This is a genomic window from Thalassospira sp. MIT121401, from assembly GCF_047125595.1.
Classification (GTDB): Bacteria; Pseudomonadota; Alphaproteobacteria; order Rhodospirillales; family Thalassospiraceae; genus Thalassospira; species Thalassospira povalilytica.
In genome coordinates this window covers 3,139,641-3,159,278 of the sequence record NZ_CP138926.1, presented here as the reverse complement: position 1 = coordinate 3,159,278, position 19,638 = coordinate 3,139,641, and the positions used below count along the sequence as shown (strand labels likewise).

Sequence of the window (19,638 nt, the reverse complement as noted above, 5' to 3'; positions counted from 1 at the left end):
CCCGGAACGCAACTTCTTTTATTGTGTTAAAACAAGGTCCAACAACGCATATCTGTTGATCGATATTGAGCGTTGGATGCCTCGGCGCTAAACGAGTACCATATGTTCGATGGTTCGTGCCACATGTCGGTTAGCACGGACCATAAAAATGTGTTTTCAAGTCCAATGCAAGTGGTGGTCTTTGCCAAAGATCACATTTTTAAAGCTGCGGCGCAGAAAACCGAGACCGGGAGGTCCAATAAAAAAATATGCACGTCTTTTTTCAACGTGCCCGAAACAGGAGTGAGCCCGATGGCGACAGAGAATGAGCAAACACACGTCAGCGACAACACGATGCCGCGTGGCGATCTTTGTACCCGGACATTGGCAATGCCCGCCGATACAAACCCGAGCGGGGATATCTTTGGCGGCTGGCTGATGTCGCAGATGGATATTGCCGGGGGTGTTCTGGCAAGCCAGATCGCCGAAGGCCGTATTGCAACCGTCGCGGTTGACGGCATGACCTTCCTGCGTCCGGTTTATGTCGGTGATACGGTTTGCGTGTATGGCGATATCGAACGGATCGGCAACACATCAATCGTTCTGCATCTCGAAGCCTGGGTGCTGCGCCGCAACCAGCCGCCGCGCATCAAGGTCACCGAGGCCACCTTTACCTTTGTTGCCATCGACGCCGAAGGCCGCCCGCGTGCGGTGAGAAGTGACGGTGTTTCGGTCTGACGGTTTGATTGTCAGGCTACGGGGTATGTGCAGAACCGATCCGGTTTTCTGGCGGTTTTGCATATCCCGCTAGATATCGAGTGCGCTCGGATTTTCGCGCCCAAGTATATGCATGATTAGAGCGGTATCGTTGTCCATCCGAAAGTAGATGCTATGCGCGCCAAAGACGCAGCGGCGATACCCGGGACGGATGAAGTCTATGGCTTGATAGATGGCAGGGGCCTGCGCGATTTTGTCGAATTGATCAAACAGCGCGTCAAAGTAAATATCAGCCTGCTGTTGCCCGAACGTATCGATGCCAAAGCGATAAATGCGCCTGATATCGTCTTCTGCAAGTTTGCTCAGACGATAAGATGCCATCAGGGTTCAAGTTCCGCTTTGACAGATGTGCGGATGTCTTCCTTCGACAGGGTTGAAAGACCGCTTTCTTCGGCTGCTATCAGCGTGCTGCGAATATGTTCCATTTCTGCCATGCGCATTTGTTTTTCGCGCAAAGCTTCGCGGACGACTTCGCTGTCAGAAGCATATTGTCCCGTCGCAAGCTGTGCCTGAATCCAGGCTTCCTGCGTTTCGGTGACGGTGATGCTTTTCTTGATCATAAAGTGATCTCCTAGCCTCTTTTATCCTACTTTATCCTACCTATTTTGAGCACAGTGGGCAAATGATTGTGCTGTGCCATCGGGTGGATAACGAAAAAGCCCCGCCCGAGATACTCGGACGAGGCTTTTTATCTGTGTGTCGCTGCTACCAGCTTGCCTTGGCAACCCGGATGAAGTTTTCGCCCATGATTTTGTCTACGTCGTCGGTTGAGTAGCCGATGGCGATCAGGGCATCGGCGAGGGCAGGGAGCTTTTTCGGGTCAAATACCGCAGCACCGCCCGCACCCGGGCCATAGCCGCTGGCGACCGGCCAGTAATAGGAACGGTCAACGCCATCGGGGAAGTCGTTGCAGCCGGCAACTTCGGGCATGGTATCAAGCCCGATGCCGACATGATCAACACCGACCAGATCGACCGCATATTTGATGTGGCGGATCATATCGGGGACTTCCGGGGCATTTGGCGATTTGATGAAACGCTGGAAACCGCAAATGCCGATCACGCCGCCGGTATCGGCACAGGCCTTGATCTGTTCATCATCAACGCAGCGTTCATGACCGCCCAGAACCTTGGGATTGGCGTGGCTGAAGACCACCGGTTTGGATGATACCCGCATGATATCAAGCGAGCTTTGCCGTCCGGTATGGGAACAATCCATGATCATGCCATTGGCATTGACCGATTTGACCATTTCCACCCCAAGGTCGGTCAGGGGCATATCAACATCGTGACAGCCGCCCGCGACCGAGTTGTTGCGGTTATAGGCAAAGTGGATCTGCTTGACCCCCAGTCTGGCAAAGACCGGGATCATTTCGGGCATGTCTTGCAGCATGACCGAGCCTTCCAGATCAAAGCCGACGCCGAGCAGGCCTTTTTGCTTGGCGATGGCAAGATCGTCAAAGCTGTCGATCTGCATGTATTTGTCGGGATGGGCGGCGATCTTGGCGCGGAAGGCGGCAATGACGCGCAGAATGTGGGGGATGGTGTTCATGTCCATGCCGACATTGATACAGACATAATCCACGTTGCCCTTCACATATTCGTCCAGAAGGCTTTCGGGTGTTTTTTCATCCAAAGGCAGGCAGGCATGCGCATCCCAGGTAAAGCTGGGGCGATAGGTTGCCGGGCGCGATGGGTTGGTGGCAATCGTCATTCAAACAGGTTCCCGTTTCTTCGTTTGGTGTGGCGACGTGAAGGGCGGATCAATCCCAATCGACGAAACTGTCAACCACAGCACGGTCATAGCCGCCAGCAGCCTTGTAAAGCTGTTGGGAGTAGGGGTGTTCAAGCGACCCTTCGGCAAGTTGACCGGCGGTGGCGCGTTCGACAATGCGACCATGGTTCATGATGGCAATATCGTCACACATATGGGCCACAACCGCGAGATCGTGACTGACCATGATATAGGTCAGGCCCAAATCCCGGCGCAAACGGCTGAGAAGGTTAAGCACTTCGGCCTGAATGGACACATCGAGGGCCGATGTCGGTTCATCAAGCAACAGCACCTTGGGTTCGAGGATCAGCGCGCGGGCAATTGCCACGCGCTGACGTTGACCGCCGGAAAGCTGATGCGGGTAACGGAACCGGAAGGAGTTATCCAGACCGACCTGTTTAAGCGCCTCGACCACGCGGCTATCGGAATTGCCAAGACCGTGGATATTGACCGGTTCGGTCAGGATGCGGTCAATGGTATGACGTGGATGGAGCGATCCGAACGGGTCCTGAAACACCATCTGGACAAGACGATAAAAGGCCTTGTCGCGGGTGGTGCCGAGTTCCTTGTTATTGACCAGAATGTTGCCGTCCCAGTCGTCTACAAGGCCGGTAATGGTACGCAGGACCGTTGATTTCCCCGATCCGGATTCCCCGACCAGACCGAATGATCCGTTTGCAGGCACAGAGATATCGACGTCCTTGAGAACGTGATGATCATCGAACCATGCGTTGAGTTTGCTGATTTCAATCATTGTGGTTCTTATCCTTCTGCCCAGCTTGCTTCGCGTTCAAGGATCGGCAGATCGGAATGATCGCCATCCATTTTCGGCAAGCAGTTCAAAAGGCCCTTGGTGTAGGGATGTTTGGCTTCGTGCAGGGCAGAGGCGGCCAGTTCTTCGACCACGTGACCCTGATACATGACCAGAACCCGATCGCAGAAGCTTGAAACCAGATGCAGGTCATGGCTGATGAAAATCAGCGCCATGCCGCGATCGCGCACCAGGTCGTCAAGGATTGCCATCACCTGAAGCTGAACCGTGACATCAAGGGCCGATGTCGGTTCATCGGCAATGATCAGTTCGGGTTCGGGGATGAGCATCATGGCGATCATCACGCGCTGTCCCATGCCGCCCGAAACTTCGTGCGGATAGGAATTGAAGACGCGTTCGGGATCGCGGATTTTGACTGCTTCGAGCATATCAATGGCGCGATGACGGGCTTCCCTGGCGTTGACCTTGTGGTGTTCGCGATAGGCCTCGATGATCTGATCGCCAATGGTCATGACCGGGTTGAGCGAGTATTTCGGATCCTGCATGATCATGGAAATACGCGCGCCCCGCACCTTGCGCCATTGTTTGGGTGTCAGGTTGGCAAGGTCGACATCGTGGAATTTAAGCTCGTCTGCGGTGATGCGACCATTTGCCGCCGTCAGGCCAAGAATGGCCCGCCCGGTCTGGGATTTGCCCGAACCGGATTCCCCGACAATCCCGAGGCGTTCCCGCCCGAGGCTGAAGGACACACCGCGCACGGCATTGACCTCACCCTTGGGGGTGTTGAAGGTGACCTTGAGGTTTTTGACGTTCAAAAGGGGTTCGTTTGACATGATCAATCCCCTCCACGCGGATCAAGAACATCACGCAGGCCATCACCCAGAAGGTTGAAGCCAAGGCTGACGACGAAAATGGCAATACCGGGAACCGTGGCAACCCACCATTGTTCGAGCAGGAACTGTCGGCCATCGGACACCATGGCACCCCATTCGGGCATTGGCGGCTGTGCCCCAAGACCAAGGAAACCAAGACCGGCGGCAATCAGGATCATGCCCGCCATATCAAGGGTAACGCGGACGACCAGCGAGCTCATGCACATCGGCATGATATGGCCGATAATCAGACCCATATTCGAGGTGCCCTGAAGGCGGGCGGCTTCGATGAAGTCGGATTTGCGCACCGTGATCGTTTCAGCACGTGCGATACGGGCATAGGGCGGCCAGGCGGTAATCGCGATTGCCAGAATGGCATTTTCAAGCCCCGGGCCAAGCGCCGAGACAAAGGCCAGTGCCAGGATCAGTTTCGGGAAGGCCAGAAAGATATCGGTGATGCGCATCAATGTCGCATCAACCCAGCCGCCAAAGAAACCGGCTGCGGTGCCGACCAGAAGGCCAAGCGGGGCGGCGGTAATGGCAACAAGCCCGACAATCAGCAGGGTATATTGCGCGCCGTAAATCAGACGCGACAGAATATCACGGCCCAGCTGATCGGTGCCGAACCAGTGATCTGCCCCGGGGGGCTGAATGCGGTTGGCAAGGTCGGCAGCAAGCGGATCATAGGGGGCCAGAAGGGGCGCAAAAATGGTGACAAGGATCAGGCCGATGACAATCGAAAGCCCGATCATGGCCAGCTTGTTTTCGGTGAACTTGATCCAGCCCAGCCATGCGCGACCGCATTTTGCCTGAAGCCGCGAGCGGGGGGTGTCGGAAGTCAGCCACTGTTTCAGGCCCGGTTTGGAGATGGTTGTTTGTGTATTCATGATTATCTCCGCGCTCTGGGATCGAGCAGGCGGTAAAGCACGTCAGACAGCATGTTCACGCCGATAAAGACCGCACCAACCACAACCGTGCCGCCAAGAACCGCGTTCATATCGGCATTGAGCAGCGAGTTGGTGATGTAAAGACCAAGTCCCGGCCAGGCAAAGATGATTTCGGTCAGAACCGAACCTTCGAGCAGGTTGGCATAGGACAGCGCAATCACGGTCACCAGGGGCACCATGACATTGCCAAGCGCGTGACGCCAGATGATGCGATGTTCGGAAATGCCTTTGACCCGGGCGGTCAGGATATATTCCTGACTAAGCTGTTCGAGCATGAAGGACCGGGTCATGCGGGCAATATAGGCCAGCGAGAAATAGGCAAGGATCGACGCGGGCAGAATGATATGGGATACCGCATTCCAGAACAGGTCCATGTCGCCTTCGATCAGGGTATCAATCAGCATCAGGCCGGTAGTTGGCTCGATAAAGTCGATATAAAAGGCGTCCAGACGTCCGGGGCCTGCGACCCAGTCGAGCTTCATGTAAAAGACCAGAAGCCCCATCAGACCAAGCCAGAAGATCGGCATGGAATAACCGGCAAGACCGATCACGCGTACGACATGGTCCGGCCATTTACCCTTGTTGATCGCGGCGAAAACGCCCGCGGGAATGCCAAGAACCACACCGATGAATGTCGCAAGTGTTGCCAGTTCCAGGGTCGCGGGGAAAACACGTTTGATGTCTTCGATGACCGGGTTTGCGGTCAGGACCGATTGGCCGAAGTCACCCTGTACGACATTGGAAATATAGATAAAGAATTGCTGCCAAAGCGGCAGATTGAGGCCCATTTCTTCGCGGACGCGGTCATAGACATCCTGGGGGGCGCGATCGCCGACTGCGGCCAGAACCGGATCGATGGGCAAAACGCGACCGATCAGGAAGGTGACAAGCAGCAGGCCGAAAAAGGTGATGGCGAGCGAGAAGACAATCCGCAGGAGGCTTCCTGCCTTGCCTGAAATGAGACGGGCGCGTTTGCGCCCGTCCCGGTTTTTGCGTGTAACAGCGGACATTACGACCGTTGTCTCCTTAGTCCTTGGTTACAAAGCGATAATAGTTGTTATCGAATGACGGGCCGAGGACGAAATTGTTCACATTGCCACGCATCGATGCAATTTCGGTTTCCTGGAACATGATCACGAACGGGCCGTCAGCCAGAACTTTCTTCTGAAGGTCCACATACATTGCTGCACGTTTCGCATCGTCACGTTCAAGGGTTGCTGCATCGGTTTGTGCAGTCAGGTCACCGGCATCCCAGGCGTTACGCCATGCCAGCGGCTTGGCGGTCGCGTCGTCGGAATTGTCCGGGTTCCAGGCAAAGGTGGATGCGTTGGTGTGCGGATCCTGATAATCCGGGCCCCAGCGACCGATATAGATGTCGTGCTGGCGGGCGCGATATTTGGTCAGGGTCTGCTTGCCATCACCCGGAATGATTTCCAGATTGATGCCTGCCTGTGCCCAGGTAGCCTGGATCGACTGGGCCATCGCCATGATCGAGGTGGTGTTACGGGTATCCATGGTTACCGAAAAACCGTCAGCAAGGCCTGCTTCGGCAAGAAGCGATTTGGCTTTTTCGATATCAAGGCTGTAGGGGTTTTCGTTATAGGCGCCAAGGAAACCTTCAGGCAGGAAGCCCTGATGGATCTGGGAGCGGCCAGCAAGAATGGTTTCAGAAATACCTTTGTAATCAACCAGATATTTCAGAGCTTCGCGAACTTTCGGGTTCGAGAGGTATTCGTTTTTCTGGGACAGGCCAAGATACCAAAGTGCGCCTTTGCCTTTGGACAGAAGCTTGATGTTGGCATCGTCCTTGACCGCAGCAAGCTGGTCAGCTTCGAGGTTACGGGCGATATCGATGTCGCCTTTCTGAAGCAAAAGCTGCTGAGCAGCGGCTTCTTTGACGTTACGGATGATGACGCGCTTCATTTCCGGCGCACCGTCCCAGTAATCGTCATTTGCGGTCAGGCTGAGGCTTTCGCCAGCCGTCCATTTGTTCAGTTTGAACGGACCGGAACCGGCATAGTTGGTTTTGAGCCATTCATGGCCGAGATCGCCATCGACTTCGTGCGCAAGAACTTCTTCTTTATCAACAACGGCACCAACACCCGCGGTCAGGCAGTACAGAACGAAGCTTGGCGCGTAGGGTTTGTCGACTTCCATAACCAGCGTGGAATCGTCAACCGCACGGATTTTGTCTTTTACGTTTTCCGGGGTAAAGCCGAACTGACCAAGAATGAATGCCGGTGACTGATCAAGCAGGATCACGCGCTGAAGCGAGAAGGCTGCATCTTCTGCAGTCAGGTCGTTACCCGATGCGAATTTGATGCCGTCACGGATTTTGAAGGTGAAGGTTTTGCCGTCTTCAGAGACGTCCCAGCTTTCGGCGATTACGCCGTGAATTTTTGAAACATCGTCGTTATCAAAGCCGATCAGACGGTCATAGGTGTTACCGGCATATTCTGCGCCGGAAAACTCGAAGATCTGTGCCGGATCGAGGGTGATGATGTCATCGATGGCAAATGCCATGACAAGTGCGTTTTTCGGCGTTTCAGCCTGTGCCGCCAACGGCATGGTAGCGAGCGCGGTCCCCATGACCAGCCCTGCGATTAGTTTGCGCATGATGCGCCTCCCGTTTTGTTGTTGTGGGACTGCAGGCCAAGGCGAAGACCGATAGACAATCAAACAACAATCCGCTGGCGAGACGCCAATGGGTCAGCGCGACGGATCGCGGTCAATGCCTACAAGCCCAAAGTGGGGCGGCCTGCAAGTTTTTCGCTAAATGCCTGCGAAGCTGAGCATAATTTATACGATTAATCAATGACCAGACGGTCAGGATTGCTCCAAAACTGATCAATTCCGAAATTTGTTGCGGGATTTTCGTATAAGGGTTGAATTATTGCGCAGTCGTTACACGTAAATGTGGTTGTAACCGTCAGGATGGCGTCGGGGAGGTGGTTTTGCCCGCGATGCGGTGTGACCGCACGGCGAAAACAAAGACCGAGAAAAAAGAGGAAGAAAACAAAAAAGCACCAGCGGATAAACCGTGGTGCTTTTTTGAATGTCATTCCCATTGGGAGGGAATGGCGCGAGTGACGGGACTTGAACCCGCGGCCTCCGGCGTGACAGGCCGGCGCTCTAACCAACTGAGCTACACCCGCATGGTGTGTGGCGCGGTTTATATAAGGGGTGGTCCGGTCTGGCAAGGGCTTTTTGTCAGATTTTTCAAAGAAAAATAATGCCACCGGAAAGTGCCGCTTTGGCGCGGCTTTGAGCCGAAAACAAAAAAGCACCAGCGGATAAACCGTGGTGCTTTTTTGAATGTCATTCCCATCGGGAGGGAATGGCGCGAGTGACGGGACTTGAACCCGCGGCCTCCGGCGTGACAGGCCGGCGCTCTAACCAACTGAGCTACACCCGCATGGTGTGTGGCGCGGTTTATATAAGGGGCGGTTCAGTCTGGCAAGGGCTTTTTTGCAAAAAAAGGACAGTCGTATAAGGCCGGCGATCCCGATCGGGAAAAAATGCCAGATATCAAAAGGTTGTGCGCGGTTTTATCAGCCCCGTCAGATGCCCGTCCATATGACCGGGGAGGTTAACCCGGACAGGGCCCAGACCCGATCAAGGCATGGTGCCAGGACCAAGCCCGAAAAGTTGGCCAAAACAAACCCGGGGCCGGAAAAATCAAGATTGATGATCGTGATGGCGGCGGGAAATTGCCACTGGTCTGACCGCCAGATGGTAAGGGGAGGTGGGAGCAGTGCGTTTGTACCGGGGATAAAAACAAAAAAGCACCAGCGGATGAACCGTGGTGCTTTTTTGAATGTCATTCCCATTGGGAGGGAATGGCGCGAGTGACGGGACTTGAACCCGCGGCCTCCGGCGTGACAGGCCGGCGCTCTAACCAACTGAGCTACACCCGCATGGTGTGTGGCGCGGTTTTTAGCAGTCACCCCATGGGGGCGCAAGCGGTTTTTGACCGGAATTTCAAATTTCTTTGTCGTTTCTTCTGTGGGTAGAAACCCGCCGTGATTGAGAAGCGTCAGGGTTCCGTTGCATCGGGCATTCCAGCATGCAGGCAGACGTCATGGTGCCGCGATATGCGGTGCAACGGACGGGATCAGGAAGGGATATTCGGATCGGGATCAGAAAGGCGGAAACGCAAACATGTTGATTGCGTTTCCAGAAGCCTATTCGCGGGGCTGTTCGTAGCGTTCGGCAAGTTTGGTCAGGGCCGCAACAGTTGCCTGTTCAACGGTCGAGCCAAAGCCGGTCACGCGGCCCGCAAGAATGACATAGAGTGAGTCAATATGCAGCTGGATGACCAGCAACTGTTTTTCATTGGCGGTGGTGCGGTCCGCCACGAAGTTTTCCATCGATTTTGCGATCTGCGTCATCAGCGGATACTGGAAGGTACCGCCAAGCGCCTTGACCGAATAGGCAAGGTCGGAGCTGGTCGCAACCGCATCCTGGCGTTTGGTTTTGTCGCCAAGCGCCTGAATGATCATGCGGCGGCAATCCATCAGATCCTTGCCGATATCACGCACAAAGGTTTCCGAGCTGCGCTGCACGACTTTTTCCAGCTCTTCGAGCTGTTCAGGCGACAGATTGATGTCAAAGCCCTTGACGAAGTTGACAGCCCGCCGCTTCAGGTCAGTCTGTGCGGGGATGATCTGAACATTCTTCTTTTTCATAGGCTCTTCCGGTTTCACGATTGCTCCGCTTCCCCAGTCATAATGGGTCATTCGTCAAGGCTCCTTCGGTCAGGGCCGTCGAACTGGACCTGTCTGCGGCGACGGTCGGGGCCGAAATACGTTCCGGTATTGATGAAACGTCTGGGCCGCGCGATGACCGACACCAGTCGGCTATAAAGTGCCTTGGCATTGAAAGGCTTGGCAAGAAATTCCGTAATGCCAAGGTCACGTGCAGTGGTCACGTAACGGTGTTCCGAATGTGCAGTCAGCATAATCACAGGAATGAACCTGTTGGGTGAATTGGTCGAATTGCGCATGACGTCAAGGAATTCAAGGCCATCCATGCCCCGGAGTCGCCATTCGCACACAACGATATCAATCTTTTCACTGCGCAGAACATCAAACGCGTCATTCGGTGTCTTTACGCGCTGAATGTGACTGGCGCCGAGATAGGCCAGCGTGTCGTACACTACTTGAGCTGAAATCTTGTCCCCGTCAACGATCAGAAAACTGATTTTACTAAAGTCGATTTTCGCGTTCATCCGGCCTCGTTTCCTGAGCATCATCACGAAATGCGTCGCTGTTCAGGGACCAACAGCAGCAAATCATTTCGGTTGCTGTTGTATAAACCCTTATACCTTTGTCTGGTTTCCAGCAAGGTCAAACCGCCCGTGAGAAGCCCCGAGAATCTGACAAATACTGACGCCGGACCAGCCGCTGGTTGTGAACAGAAAGCGCGATAGTCTTTTTTTTATTGGTGCTCGTACCCGAGTTGCACGCCCACCATATTGGGGGCTTTGGGCAATAGTAAAGGGGCTGATAGATTATTTCATCGGTTCGGTTGTGCCATCATCATCAATGACTTGCACGGCAACGCCGGATTCTTCGAACATCTCGGTCGAGATTTTCATATCCTGTTCCCAGCGTTCCAGAAAATCGGCGGTCAGTTTGGTTTTATCGACGAAAACCTCGGCGATGCCGGCCTGGATAATGGCGCGCGCACAGTCGCAGCATGGAAAATGGGTCACATACAGCGAACAGCCATCAAGGGATGTGCCGGTATAACTTGCATTATAAATGGCATTGCGTTCGGCATGTTCGGTATAGGCGTATTTTTCAGGACGCTGATGGCGGCTTTCGACTTCGTCATCGACGCCGCGCGGGAATCCGTTATAGCCGACTGCGCGGATTTCCTTTTTCGGGCCGATGACAACCGCACCGACCTGGGTGCTGCGGTCTTTTGACCAGTCTGCGATGTGGGCGGCGAGGCCCAGAAAACGGTGGTGCCATTTGCTCATCGAAAGAAGCCCTGTTTGCGTCACTGAAAAGCGGCAATCGACAGGTGATTGCCCATTGCCCGGATGCGTGTCCGGTTACCTTTTAAGAGGGGGCTTCTTGTAATTGTCCAGTGAAAAATCACATTTTTGTAAAGGCATTTAATGAAAAGCCCCTGTTCAAATAGGGGCTGATTGACTATTAAGGGGTTACCCCCAGAAAAAGATCAGGACGCCTTGACGCCTCGCCGCAGATGCAGGCCGAAGCGGCAGGGCTCACGTGTAAACCAAATAACAAGAGGTAGTAGCCGATGCGCCGTCAACGTAAGGCGAAAATCATCGCGACCCTGGGGCCGGCGAGTTCCAAGCCAGAAATCCTTGAGAAAATCGTAAAGTCGGGCGTCGATGTATTTCGCCTGAACTTTTCGCACGGGGAACACGCTGAACATCTGGCCCGGTTCGAAGCCATCCGCGCGGTCGAAGAAAAGCTCGGCCGTCCGATCGGAATTCTGATGGACCTTCAGGGGCCGAAGATCCGTGTTGGCACCTTTGCCGATGAAAAGGTCGAACTCGAAGCCGGCGATACCTTCACCTTTGATATGGACAAGACCCCGGGCACCAATAAGCGCGTCTCCTTGCCGCATCCCGAGGTCTATGCCGCATTGAAGCCGGGTGCGAACCTGTTGCTTGACGATGGCAAGCTGCGCATGCGCGTTGAAAAATGCGATGACAAGTCAGCCGAATGTACCGTGATCACCGGTGGTCCGCTGTCGAACCGCAAGGGTGTCAATCTTCCCGATGTGATGTTGCCATTGTCGCCGCTGACCGAAAAGGACCGTGCCGATCTGGTATATGGTCTTGAGATGGGCGTTGATTTTGTCGCCCTGTCATTCGTGCAGCGCCCGGAAGATGTCGCCGAAGCCCGCAAGATCATTCAGGGTCGTGCCGCCATCGTTTCCAAGCTCGAAAAGCCGCAGGCGATCGAGCATCTCGACGAGATCGTCGATCTGTCTGACATGGTGATGGTCGCCCGTGGTGACCTTGGCGTTGAATGCCCGCCCGAAGATGTGCCGATTCTGCAGAAACGCATCATCAAGGCCTGCCGCGAGGCCGGCAAGCCGGTGATTGTTGCGACCCAGATGCTTGATTCGATGGTATCCAACCCGGCACCGACCCGCGCCGAAGCATCCGACGTTGCAACCGCGATCTATGACGGTGCCGATGCCGTGATGCTGTCAGCAGAAAGTGCGGTTGGTAAATACCCGCTTGAAACCGTTTCGATCATGGACCGTATTCTGGTGCGTGTGGAACAGGATGAGCTGTATTTCCGCATGCGTGACGCCAACCGCCCGGATCCGGAACATAACGCACCGGATGCGATCAGTGCGGCGGCCCGTCAGGTGGCAAAAACCATCGGGTCCAAGGCAGTTGTCAACTATACCACGTCGGGTTCAACCGCATTCCGTGCCGCGCGTGAGCGTCCGGAAGTGCAGATCCTTGGCCTGACGCCGCGGATTCAGACCGCACGTCGTCTGGCGCTGTGCTGGGGCGTGCATCCGGTCTTTACCCGTGATGCGACCAACTTTGCCGAAATGGTCGGCATTGCCTGTGAAGTTGCCCAGCGCGAAGAATTCGCCGGACCGGGTGATTCGCTGGTGATTACCGCCGGTGTTCCGTTTGGTACTCCGGGGGCGACCAACATCCTGCGTATCGCATGGGTCAGCAACTGATCTGATATGATTTGATCCGGTAACGGATATCAAAACGGGCGGCCACAACGGTCGCCCGTTTTTTTATGCCCGAAATTTCCAAACGTGTCGTATCCGGGGGCTCGCCCGGAATTGGAAAAACCGTGAAGCCGGGACGGTCAGCAAATGGGGGCGAAGCGGACCGGGGAGGTGACCAAACCGGATAACTTCAGAGTAACTTCCGGGCGATGATCGGGGGCGAATATCAGCGGTTTGTTTAGGGCGCTGTATTGTTAATGTTTTTTTGAGTCTTTCCGCCGATAGTCTAGAGGTAATCAAGGCTGTGTCTGATGGCATCGGTCCTTGATGTTGGGGATTTAAATTTAGACGTCTTGTCTGGTTGTTTATCACGGTCAGTTCTGGTTAAACTGTTCTGACAAAACATAAAAACGACGGGTATCTGACTAATTGATACCCGATCCGCCGCCAGGCAAGGGACCAGGGGAATTGCTGCGATAATGCTGAGTTGGATGTTCAATCGGCAGAAAAACACCGGCGACGGGGGGCTTGACGATAAAGCCACGGCGAAGCTGCGTGATCTTGCTGACACTGTCCGTACAGTCGCACCCGATGCTTTTTCGGCTGATGCAGGAAACGCACGTGGGCGGTCGATCCCGCGCAAGAATTCCAGCGAAGAAATTTCAGAACAGACTGCTCTTGAGCATGCGGCCCGTTTGTCGAACGAAATGGCCTATGCCGAAGAAGACGAAGACGCACCGGATTTTGACAGCGATGTCCGTATGGATGTTGCCCGCCGTTTGCGCCGTCATCTTAATGATGTCAGCCCGTCCGAACGCCTTGAAATGGTCGAGGAGTTTGTCGCAGCCATTGCCAATATGGGCGATTGCTATCGTCCGCAGGTCATCAATCTGATCGAGCAGGAACTGGGGCATACGCCCTATATGACCCGTCAGGCGGCAAGCCGTCTGCGTCAGGATATCCAGGCGATTGGGCGCGTGTCGATTGGCGAATATATCGAACTTCTAAGTGATTCCGACTTCCTTGATATCATGCGCGGGCGCGGTGAATTTGTTCAGACCGCCGCAGAACGCGCACGCGAAGAACAGGAAGCCGCAGCCAAGGCACGCCTGATCGAGCAGCAGGCCGAAAAAGAAAAAAGCAGTCTTTTGAACCGGTTGCTGTCATCTGATGACGCGCCGCGCAACGTTGTTGCCATGACGCCGCATTTCACAGAACGCAAGGTCGCCAAACCCAAATCGCCGGAAGGGGATCTTTTGGGCGGGCAGAGCCGCATTTCGCGTCAGGCCCAGCGCCGTATCGCCCATTTCATCATGGCATCGCTGTTTGATACTCTGGTTGAACAGGGGCGCATGCGCACCGAGGTTGCCCGCGCGTTGCGCCAGTCGGTTCGCCAGCGGATTGAAAAGGCACGGTTTGAAAACCGCATGCCGCTGCATCCGGCGGATGCCGGGATGCCGGTCGAGATTGCCGATGACGTGATGCTTGATCACGATCATGAAACGGCATCGAACCAGAAGATGACGATCGACCAGTATATTCTGGACGCGGTTTCGCGGAATGAAGATGCGCTGGTTGTGCAGTCGCTGGCCCATTATGCGCAAATCCCGATCAGTGCGGTTTCCAAAATCCTTGATTCCGGAAGCGCGCGTGCGATCACGGCACTGGCATGGCGTGCGGGCATGACCGCCCCGTCATCGGTCGTGCTTCAGATCAGCAACGGTATCCCCGAAGCCAATATCGAAAGCCCGGCCGCGGGGGGACGTTATGCCATGGCATCGACGGATATGGATTGGTATATCGACTTCTTTAACGATACCAAGCCCGCCGCATCGGCATCACGCCCGCGGGCCGAAAAGGAGAGTGCGCAAGCACCGGCTGCGTCGAACAAACGCAATCCGAACCCGAATATTCGCCCACGGGCAGGCCGCAACAATGGCGGCCTTGAAGGGCTGGTCTCTGACAGGCGGCTCAGCAAGGGGCCCAAAGGGGACTGAGTGCCATGAGCAGCAATCACGGCATCTCATATGACGCGTTGAAATACGCGCTGACCATCAAGGAAAGCTATCAGAGTGGCGAGCCGCTGACAGTGACCGGGGCGGCGAAGCAACAACGTCTTTTGATGCCGGAACATTTGCTGAGCAATGATCTGGCCTTGATGCAATATGATGATCCGCTGGCGCTTGCTGTTATCGCGACCCGCGATCCGGAAAGCCCGATGGCGCTGGCCGCGGCGATCCGCATGGGACCGCATGCAAAATGCAAGGAACTGATTACCGGCGTGTTTGAAGTGGTTTCGGATGCCACCAAACACGAACTGGTGGCCGATTGCGCCAAGCTTCTGACAAAGAACGCTTTCAGCCCCGAAGCATTCCATCTGGTGCGGACCCGCGCATCCAACCATGTTGTCGAAATTCGCGAAGCATATCGCCGGGCGATGGCCGACAATCTGCGTGCGCTTCTGGATGGCAAGATGGCGGCACGCGAATTTGTCGAAGAATTCATCGAACTGGCATCGAACGGAAACCTGCGTATTGATATCTATCGCCGTCTGGTGATGAAGCTTATGCGGTCCGATGCGGTGCGTCCGAGCGTGAAATTCATGTTGCTGGAACGCCTTGACCGGTTCCCGCAGATGGTGAAGTTGCAGATTGTTAACGAGGTTAACTCTGCACCCGATACGCCGGAATATCAGACCCTGAAACAGGAACTGCGCTGGATCTACGAGACCAAGCAGAAACAGCAAACCCCGCATCCGATCAATGCCAGCAAGCCGCAGCCCAGTGCTGCTGATCTTGTGGCGCGATCCCAGATCGATTTCGGTGCTGCGGCGGGCATGCATCAGCGCAACAGCATCATAAAGCCGGCCGAGCCGACCCTGCGACGCAATGCCAATCCGTCAATCATGCGCAGCGGCGGGTTCAGCACGCGCGAACTTTCATCCTGGCTGAACTAGCCAAGATCAGGTTTATCCCCACATCCACGCAAAATCCCGTCCCGATAGATGGCCGAAGTCACGCGATGTGAGTTTCAGGCGGGCGGGTGTGTTTATTTTGAAAGTCCCGGGTCTTTTGGTCTAGCTGACCAGGCGCGAGCGTGTCTGGGCTTCGTTTAGTGTGGTGTGCAGTCCGATCTGCTTTTCCAGATAGACCGTGCAAATGACCCGTAGCAGGGAAGCAAAATTCGGGATGTCGCCACGCTGCGCGACAACCTCGTCATAAATCTTGCCCAGAAATTGCGGGGTGCTGAAGCCTTCGCCTGCCGAAATTTCATCGAGAATCTGCCAGAAGCGCAATTCAAGGCGCAGACTGGTGACAACGCCATTGATCCGCACGGACCGGCTGACGCACTGATAGAGTTCGGGTTCGGTACCGGAATAGATTTGACACATGAGGACGGCCTTTCCTGCAATGCTGCCCGTTTCGCGTCCCGCGAAAAAGGTGCCGGGCAGCTTATGGTCCGGGCCTGTTGCCAAGTCTGCGCAGACCCGTCAGTGCATGGTCAGGGAAAAATCGCCCAAGCGCAATCAGCGAATGGGCGATTGATCATCACAATTTTATGTCGGTCCCGAGAACGGCAAGGAAAGCCGCCAGCCATTTGGGGTGGGCCGGCCAGGCCGGTGCGGTGACAAGGTTGCCATCCGTGCAGGCATCATCAATCGCGATATCGGCATAAATCCCGCCGCCAAGTTTGACTTCGGGGGCGCAGGCCGGATAGGCGGAAACCTTGCGGCCCTTGATGATATCAGCAGCCGCCAGAAGCTGTGCGCCATGACAAACAGCAGCAATCGGTTTGCCGGCATCGTTGAAATCGCGCACAAGCCGGATGACGTCTTCGTTCAGGCGAAGATATTCCGGCGCACGGCCACCGGGGATCAGAAGGGCGTCATAGTTTTCGGCACGCGCTGAAGCGAAATCGGCATTCAGTGCAAAGTTATGACCGCGCTTTTCGCTATAGGTCTGATCGCCTTCGAAATCGTGAATGGCGGTTGCTACGGTATCGCCAGTCTTCTTGTCGGGGCAGACGGCATCGACTTTGTGCCCGACCGCAAGCAGGGTCTGGAATGGCACCATGGTTTCGTAATCTTCGGCGAAATCACCGGTGATCATCAAAATCTTTTTGGCAGACATGGTTTATATCCTCCCGGGCGTGTTGTGATTGTCGTTGAGGGATGGAAATCATACGCCTGCAAGTAGCCGGGCGGGTAACAGCGGGCTACTACATGACCGGTGCAAAGGCCGTGGGGATATATAGCGGGCCGTGGGATTGCCACAGGAGTGCCGAGGGAAAGAACAGGGGCGCAGGGAAGGGCCAGTTATGCGCCTTTGCGGTCGGGCTGGCACGGCGATGGCATGGCATGGCATTTGACAGGCATGGTGCGTGGTGTTCCTTCCTGTGCCCTGTGCCCTGTGCCCTGTGCCCTGTGCCCTGTGCCCTGTGCCCTGTGCCTTGTGCTCTGTAACCAGTGTTCAAGGTAGCGGGCGGAGCATCGGCCCCGGCCTTGAAAATTGCCATAAAAAAAGAGGCCCGTTATCGGGGCCTCTTTCATGTGATCAAGGATCAGGAACCGGTCAGCTTTTGCTTTCGGGTGCCTTTTTCGCAGCGGTGGTTTTGGCCGCCGTGGTTTTGGTGGTCGATTTTGCAGCGGTTGAACGCGACCGGGTGGCCGGTTTCTTGGCCGGTGCCTTTGCAGCCGGTTTGGCTGCTGTTTTGGTCGCGGTGCTTGCAGTTTCCGAAGATTCGATGATGTGAAGGTCACGCTGCGGGAACGGAATCGAGAAGCCGGCAGCTTCAAGTTCGGTTTTCGATTTGCGTGTCAGGTCAAAGAAGGTCGGCCAGAATTCGGACGTTGCCACCCAGCCGCGTGCGGTCAGATCGACCGAGCTTTCGCCAAGGGTTGCGACGAAGCTCATCGGTTCCGGGTCCTTGAGAACGCGCGGATCGGATGCCACCAGGTTTTTCAGGAAATCAAGTGCCGCATCAACATCATCGTCATAGGCGATGCCGACCTTGATATCGAGACGACGGGTCGGGTTGCGCGAATAGTTTTTGATCGCGCTGTTCCAGATCTGCGAGTTCGGGGCAGAAATGAACACACCGTCCGGCGTCTTGAGCAGGGTGGTGAACAGGGTGATTTCAACGACGGTACCGGAAATCGAACCGGCTTCGACGAATTCGTCAATCTTGAGCGGACGCAGGATCAGGATCATGACACCGGCGGCGATGTTTGACAGCGTGCCTTGCAGTGCCAGACCGATTGCCAGACCGGCAGCACCGAGGACGGCGATGATGCTGGTTGTTTCCACACCAAAGTTCGAAAGAACCGCGACGAGGACGAATACCAGGATTGCGTAACGCACAATGCTTGCTGCCAGCGGCTTGAGAGTCGCATCGACAAATTTTGCATTTTTAAGCGAGTGGCGTACCAGTGCCGAGGCGCGTCCGGCAAGCCACCAGCCAACGGCAAGGATGACAATTGCGCCTAAAAGATCCATGCCAAAGCCGAGTGCGAACTGCTTTAGCATCAGTGTGATCTTGGATACATCGGTTTCAATCATTTCATCCTCGTGCGCTCAGTGTCATGGTTGTATTATTTGCTACTCATACATCAGTATGACACAATAAGAATTACAGGTTTATGTGTTCTTGAAAAGTGTGTAGCAAAACACAATTCTTTTTACACGTATGGAACAAATCGCGTTTTCGGTCGTTTTGAGACATAATCTCACCATCTTTGGTGATAAAGTATTTGCTGAATAACAACCTTAAGACAGGGGTAAGACATGCAGATTCGTCCGACTATTCTTTGTGCTCTTGGTGGCGTTGCGCTTCTGAGTGCGTGTAGCAGCGTAGACAATTCCGGGACTGCGGTTATGTATGGTGGTAACCCGCTGACATACAGCAATTCCGTATCATCTGCGATCTCTGGCACCGAGCCGACGACCGCATTCGGCAAGGCGCTGAAAGCCGAGTATATTGCTTATGCACAGCGTGAAGCTGACGAGTGGTACGACTTCTTTGATGCCGATTTCTTTGCGAAAAAGGCCGGCAAAGTAGCAAGCAACGAAACCATTCTTCCGGAAGATCCGGCAAACTGGCGTTTCTCGGCTGAAGAAATTGCACAGAAACGTGCAGTTCGTGACGAGCTGATCGGTTTGCTTGATGATGGCAAGCGCGAAGAAAAGCCTGACACAGCAGCAATTGCACAGGCCCGTTTCGATTGCTGGATCGAGGAAAGTGAAGAAGGCTGGCAGACCGAGCTGATCAGCCAGTGCTGGAAAGACTTCGAAGCTGCGATGGCAGAACTTCGTGCGGTAGAGCCGGCACCGGCTGCTGCGGCACCGGTTGCTGCGAAAGAAGCACGTCTGTTCACGATCTTCTTCGATTTCGACAGTGTTGCAATTACCCCGGTTTCGGAGCGCGTTCTTGATGCAGCGGCCGAACAGTGGGCAACTTCGATGGGTAATGTTGCGATCGTCGGTCACGCCGATGCATCGGGTTCGGCAGCCTATAACCTGAAACTGTCCGAACGTCGTGCACAGGCTGCTCTGTCGCAGCTGACCGGTCGTGGTATCAAAGCTGACATGATCGAGAGCGACGCGGTTGGTGAAGGCGAACTTCTCATCCCGACTCCGGATGGTGTTCGTGAGCCGCGTAACCGTCGTGTGACGATTTCTGTCGACTAAGCTTCGACATTTACCAAATCTTTGGCAACGAGGTGGCATAATGCCACCTCGTTGTTTTTATATGTGCTTTTACCTGTGCCGAAGAATTTCGCAGGAATTACAGTTGAAATTCGGATTAATCTGCATAATCTCAGCGAAGTATT

19 protein-coding genes and 3 tRNA genes are annotated in these 19,638 nt (G+C 54.8%); 5 read left to right on the top strand and 17 right to left on the bottom strand.

Translation table 11 applies throughout. The features are described 5' to 3' along the window. Nucleotides 1-291: 291 nt before the first annotated feature. A complete protein-coding gene (locus SIB88_RS14600) occupies nt 292-717 on the top strand; it encodes an acyl-CoA thioesterase (RefSeq protein WP_412558364.1) in 426 nt (141 codons plus the stop codon). A 69-nt stretch (nt 718-786) separates the two neighbouring features. On the opposite strand, the gene SIB88_RS14595 is transcribed toward SIB88_RS14600, so the two are convergent. The 14 genes from SIB88_RS14595 to SIB88_RS14530 form a co-directional block, all read right to left on the bottom strand. Then, complete coding sequence (locus SIB88_RS14595) at nt 787-1,077, bottom strand: type II toxin-antitoxin system RelE/ParE family toxin (protein ID WP_228195974.1); 291 nt, start codon at nt 1,075-1,077, stop codon at nt 787-789. Further along, on the bottom strand, nt 1,077-1,316 hold the full coding sequence (locus SIB88_RS14590) for a type II toxin-antitoxin system ParD family antitoxin (protein WP_228195975.1): 240 nt from the start codon (nt 1,314-1,316) through the stop codon (nt 1,077-1,079). Before SIB88_RS14590 ends, SIB88_RS14595 begins: the two co-directional genes overlap by 1 nt. Nucleotides 1,317-1,461: 145 nt before the next feature. Next, nucleotides 1,462-2,469 carry a dipeptidase gene (locus SIB88_RS14585; protein WP_412558363.1) on the bottom strand — a complete coding sequence of 336 codons (1,008 nt, stop codon included), beginning with the start codon at nt 2,467-2,469 and terminating at the stop codon, nt 1,462-1,464. A 49-nt stretch (nt 2,470-2,518) separates the two neighbouring features. Next, on the bottom strand, nt 2,519-3,283 hold the full coding sequence (locus SIB88_RS14580) for an ABC transporter ATP-binding protein (protein ID WP_412558362.1): 765 nt from the start codon (nt 3,281-3,283) through the stop codon (nt 2,519-2,521). Between the two features lie 8 nt (nt 3,284-3,291). Further along, the gene (locus SIB88_RS14575) at nt 3,292-4,134 is read right to left on the bottom strand and encodes an ABC transporter ATP-binding protein (protein ID WP_206927409.1); all 843 of its coding nucleotides are present in this window, start codon (nt 4,132-4,134) and stop codon (nt 3,292-3,294) included. Nucleotides 4,135-4,136: 2 nt separating this feature from the next. After that, complete coding sequence (gene nikC, locus SIB88_RS14570; protein WP_068518413.1) at nt 4,137-5,060, bottom strand: nickel transporter permease; 924 nt, start codon at nt 5,058-5,060, stop codon at nt 4,137-4,139. Nucleotides 5,061-5,062: 2 nt separating this feature from the next. Then, nucleotides 5,063-6,130, bottom strand: coding sequence for an ABC transporter permease (locus SIB88_RS14565; RefSeq protein WP_101245995.1), 1,068 nt, complete (start codon nt 6,128-6,130; stop codon nt 5,063-5,065). Between the two features lie 16 nt (nt 6,131-6,146). Continuing rightward, entirely contained in the window at nt 6,147-7,736 is a 1,590-nt protein-coding gene (locus SIB88_RS14560) for an ABC transporter substrate-binding protein (protein ID WP_068518411.1), read from the bottom strand. Between the two features lie 462 nt (nt 7,737-8,198). After that, nucleotides 8,199-8,275 (bottom strand) — tRNA-Asp (locus tag SIB88_RS14555). A 183-nt stretch (nt 8,276-8,458) separates the two neighbouring features. Beyond that, nucleotides 8,459-8,535 (bottom strand) — tRNA-Asp (locus SIB88_RS14550). A gap of 425 nt (nt 8,536-8,960) precedes the next feature. Then, nucleotides 8,961-9,037: transfer RNA gene (locus tag SIB88_RS14545), tRNA-Asp, on the bottom strand. A 267-nt stretch (nt 9,038-9,304) separates the two neighbouring features. Further along, nucleotides 9,305-9,808 (bottom strand): transcriptional regulator, encoded by a 504-nt coding sequence (locus SIB88_RS14540; protein WP_228195980.1) that lies wholly within the window; start codon nt 9,806-9,808, stop codon nt 9,305-9,307. 47 nt (nt 9,809-9,855) lie between these two features. Then, nucleotides 9,856-10,350: a response regulator gene (locus tag SIB88_RS14535; RefSeq protein WP_068519226.1), complete on the bottom strand. Its 495-nt coding sequence runs from the start codon at nt 10,348-10,350 to the stop codon at nt 9,856-9,858. A 282-nt stretch (nt 10,351-10,632) separates the two neighbouring features. Then, on the bottom strand, nt 10,633-11,106 hold the full coding sequence (locus tag SIB88_RS14530; RefSeq protein ID WP_068519227.1) for a deoxycytidylate deaminase: 474 nt from the start codon (nt 11,104-11,106) through the stop codon (nt 10,633-10,635). A 287-nt stretch (nt 11,107-11,393) separates the two neighbouring features. Between SIB88_RS14530 and pyk the strand changes: the two genes are divergently transcribed. The 3 genes from pyk to SIB88_RS14515 all read left to right on the top strand — a co-directional run bounded on the left by pyk (nt 11,394) and on the right by SIB88_RS14515 (nt 15,765). Continuing rightward, on the top strand, nt 11,394-12,812 hold the full coding sequence (gene pyk, locus SIB88_RS14525) for a pyruvate kinase (RefSeq protein ID WP_068519228.1): 1,419 nt from the start codon (nt 11,394-11,396) through the stop codon (nt 12,810-12,812). A gap of 476 nt (nt 12,813-13,288) precedes the next feature. After that, nucleotides 13,289-14,806, top strand: coding sequence for a hypothetical protein (locus SIB88_RS14520; RefSeq protein ID WP_068519229.1), 1,518 nt, complete (start codon nt 13,289-13,291; stop codon nt 14,804-14,806). A gap of 5 nt (nt 14,807-14,811) precedes the next feature. Continuing rightward, nucleotides 14,812-15,765 (top strand): hypothetical protein, encoded by a 954-nt coding sequence (locus SIB88_RS14515; RefSeq protein WP_412558361.1) that lies wholly within the window; start codon nt 14,812-14,814, stop codon nt 15,763-15,765. Between the two features lie 120 nt (nt 15,766-15,885). Here SIB88_RS14515 and SIB88_RS14510 read toward each other — a convergent pair whose 3' ends face one another. The 3 genes from SIB88_RS14510 to SIB88_RS14500 all read right to left on the bottom strand — a co-directional run bounded on the left by SIB88_RS14510 (nt 15,886) and on the right by SIB88_RS14500 (nt 18,367). Then, the gene (locus tag SIB88_RS14510; RefSeq protein ID WP_068519399.1) at nt 15,886-16,200 is read right to left on the bottom strand and encodes a ribbon-helix-helix domain-containing protein; all 315 of its coding nucleotides are present in this window, start codon (nt 16,198-16,200) and stop codon (nt 15,886-15,888) included. A 157-nt stretch (nt 16,201-16,357) separates the two neighbouring features. Further along, nucleotides 16,358-16,939: a DJ-1/PfpI family protein gene (locus tag SIB88_RS14505; protein ID WP_412558360.1), complete on the bottom strand. Its 582-nt coding sequence runs from the start codon at nt 16,937-16,939 to the stop codon at nt 16,358-16,360. Between the two features lie 441 nt (nt 16,940-17,380). Then, nucleotides 17,381-18,367, bottom strand: coding sequence for a mechanosensitive ion channel family protein (locus SIB88_RS14500; RefSeq protein WP_068519232.1), 987 nt, complete (start codon nt 18,365-18,367; stop codon nt 17,381-17,383). Between the two features lie 225 nt (nt 18,368-18,592). Between SIB88_RS14500 and SIB88_RS14495 the strand changes: the two genes are divergently transcribed. After that, on the top strand, nt 18,593-19,495 hold the full coding sequence (locus SIB88_RS14495) for an OmpA family protein (RefSeq protein WP_101245998.1): 903 nt from the start codon (nt 18,593-18,595) through the stop codon (nt 19,493-19,495). The last annotated feature ends 143 nt before the right edge of the window (nt 19,496-19,638 follow it).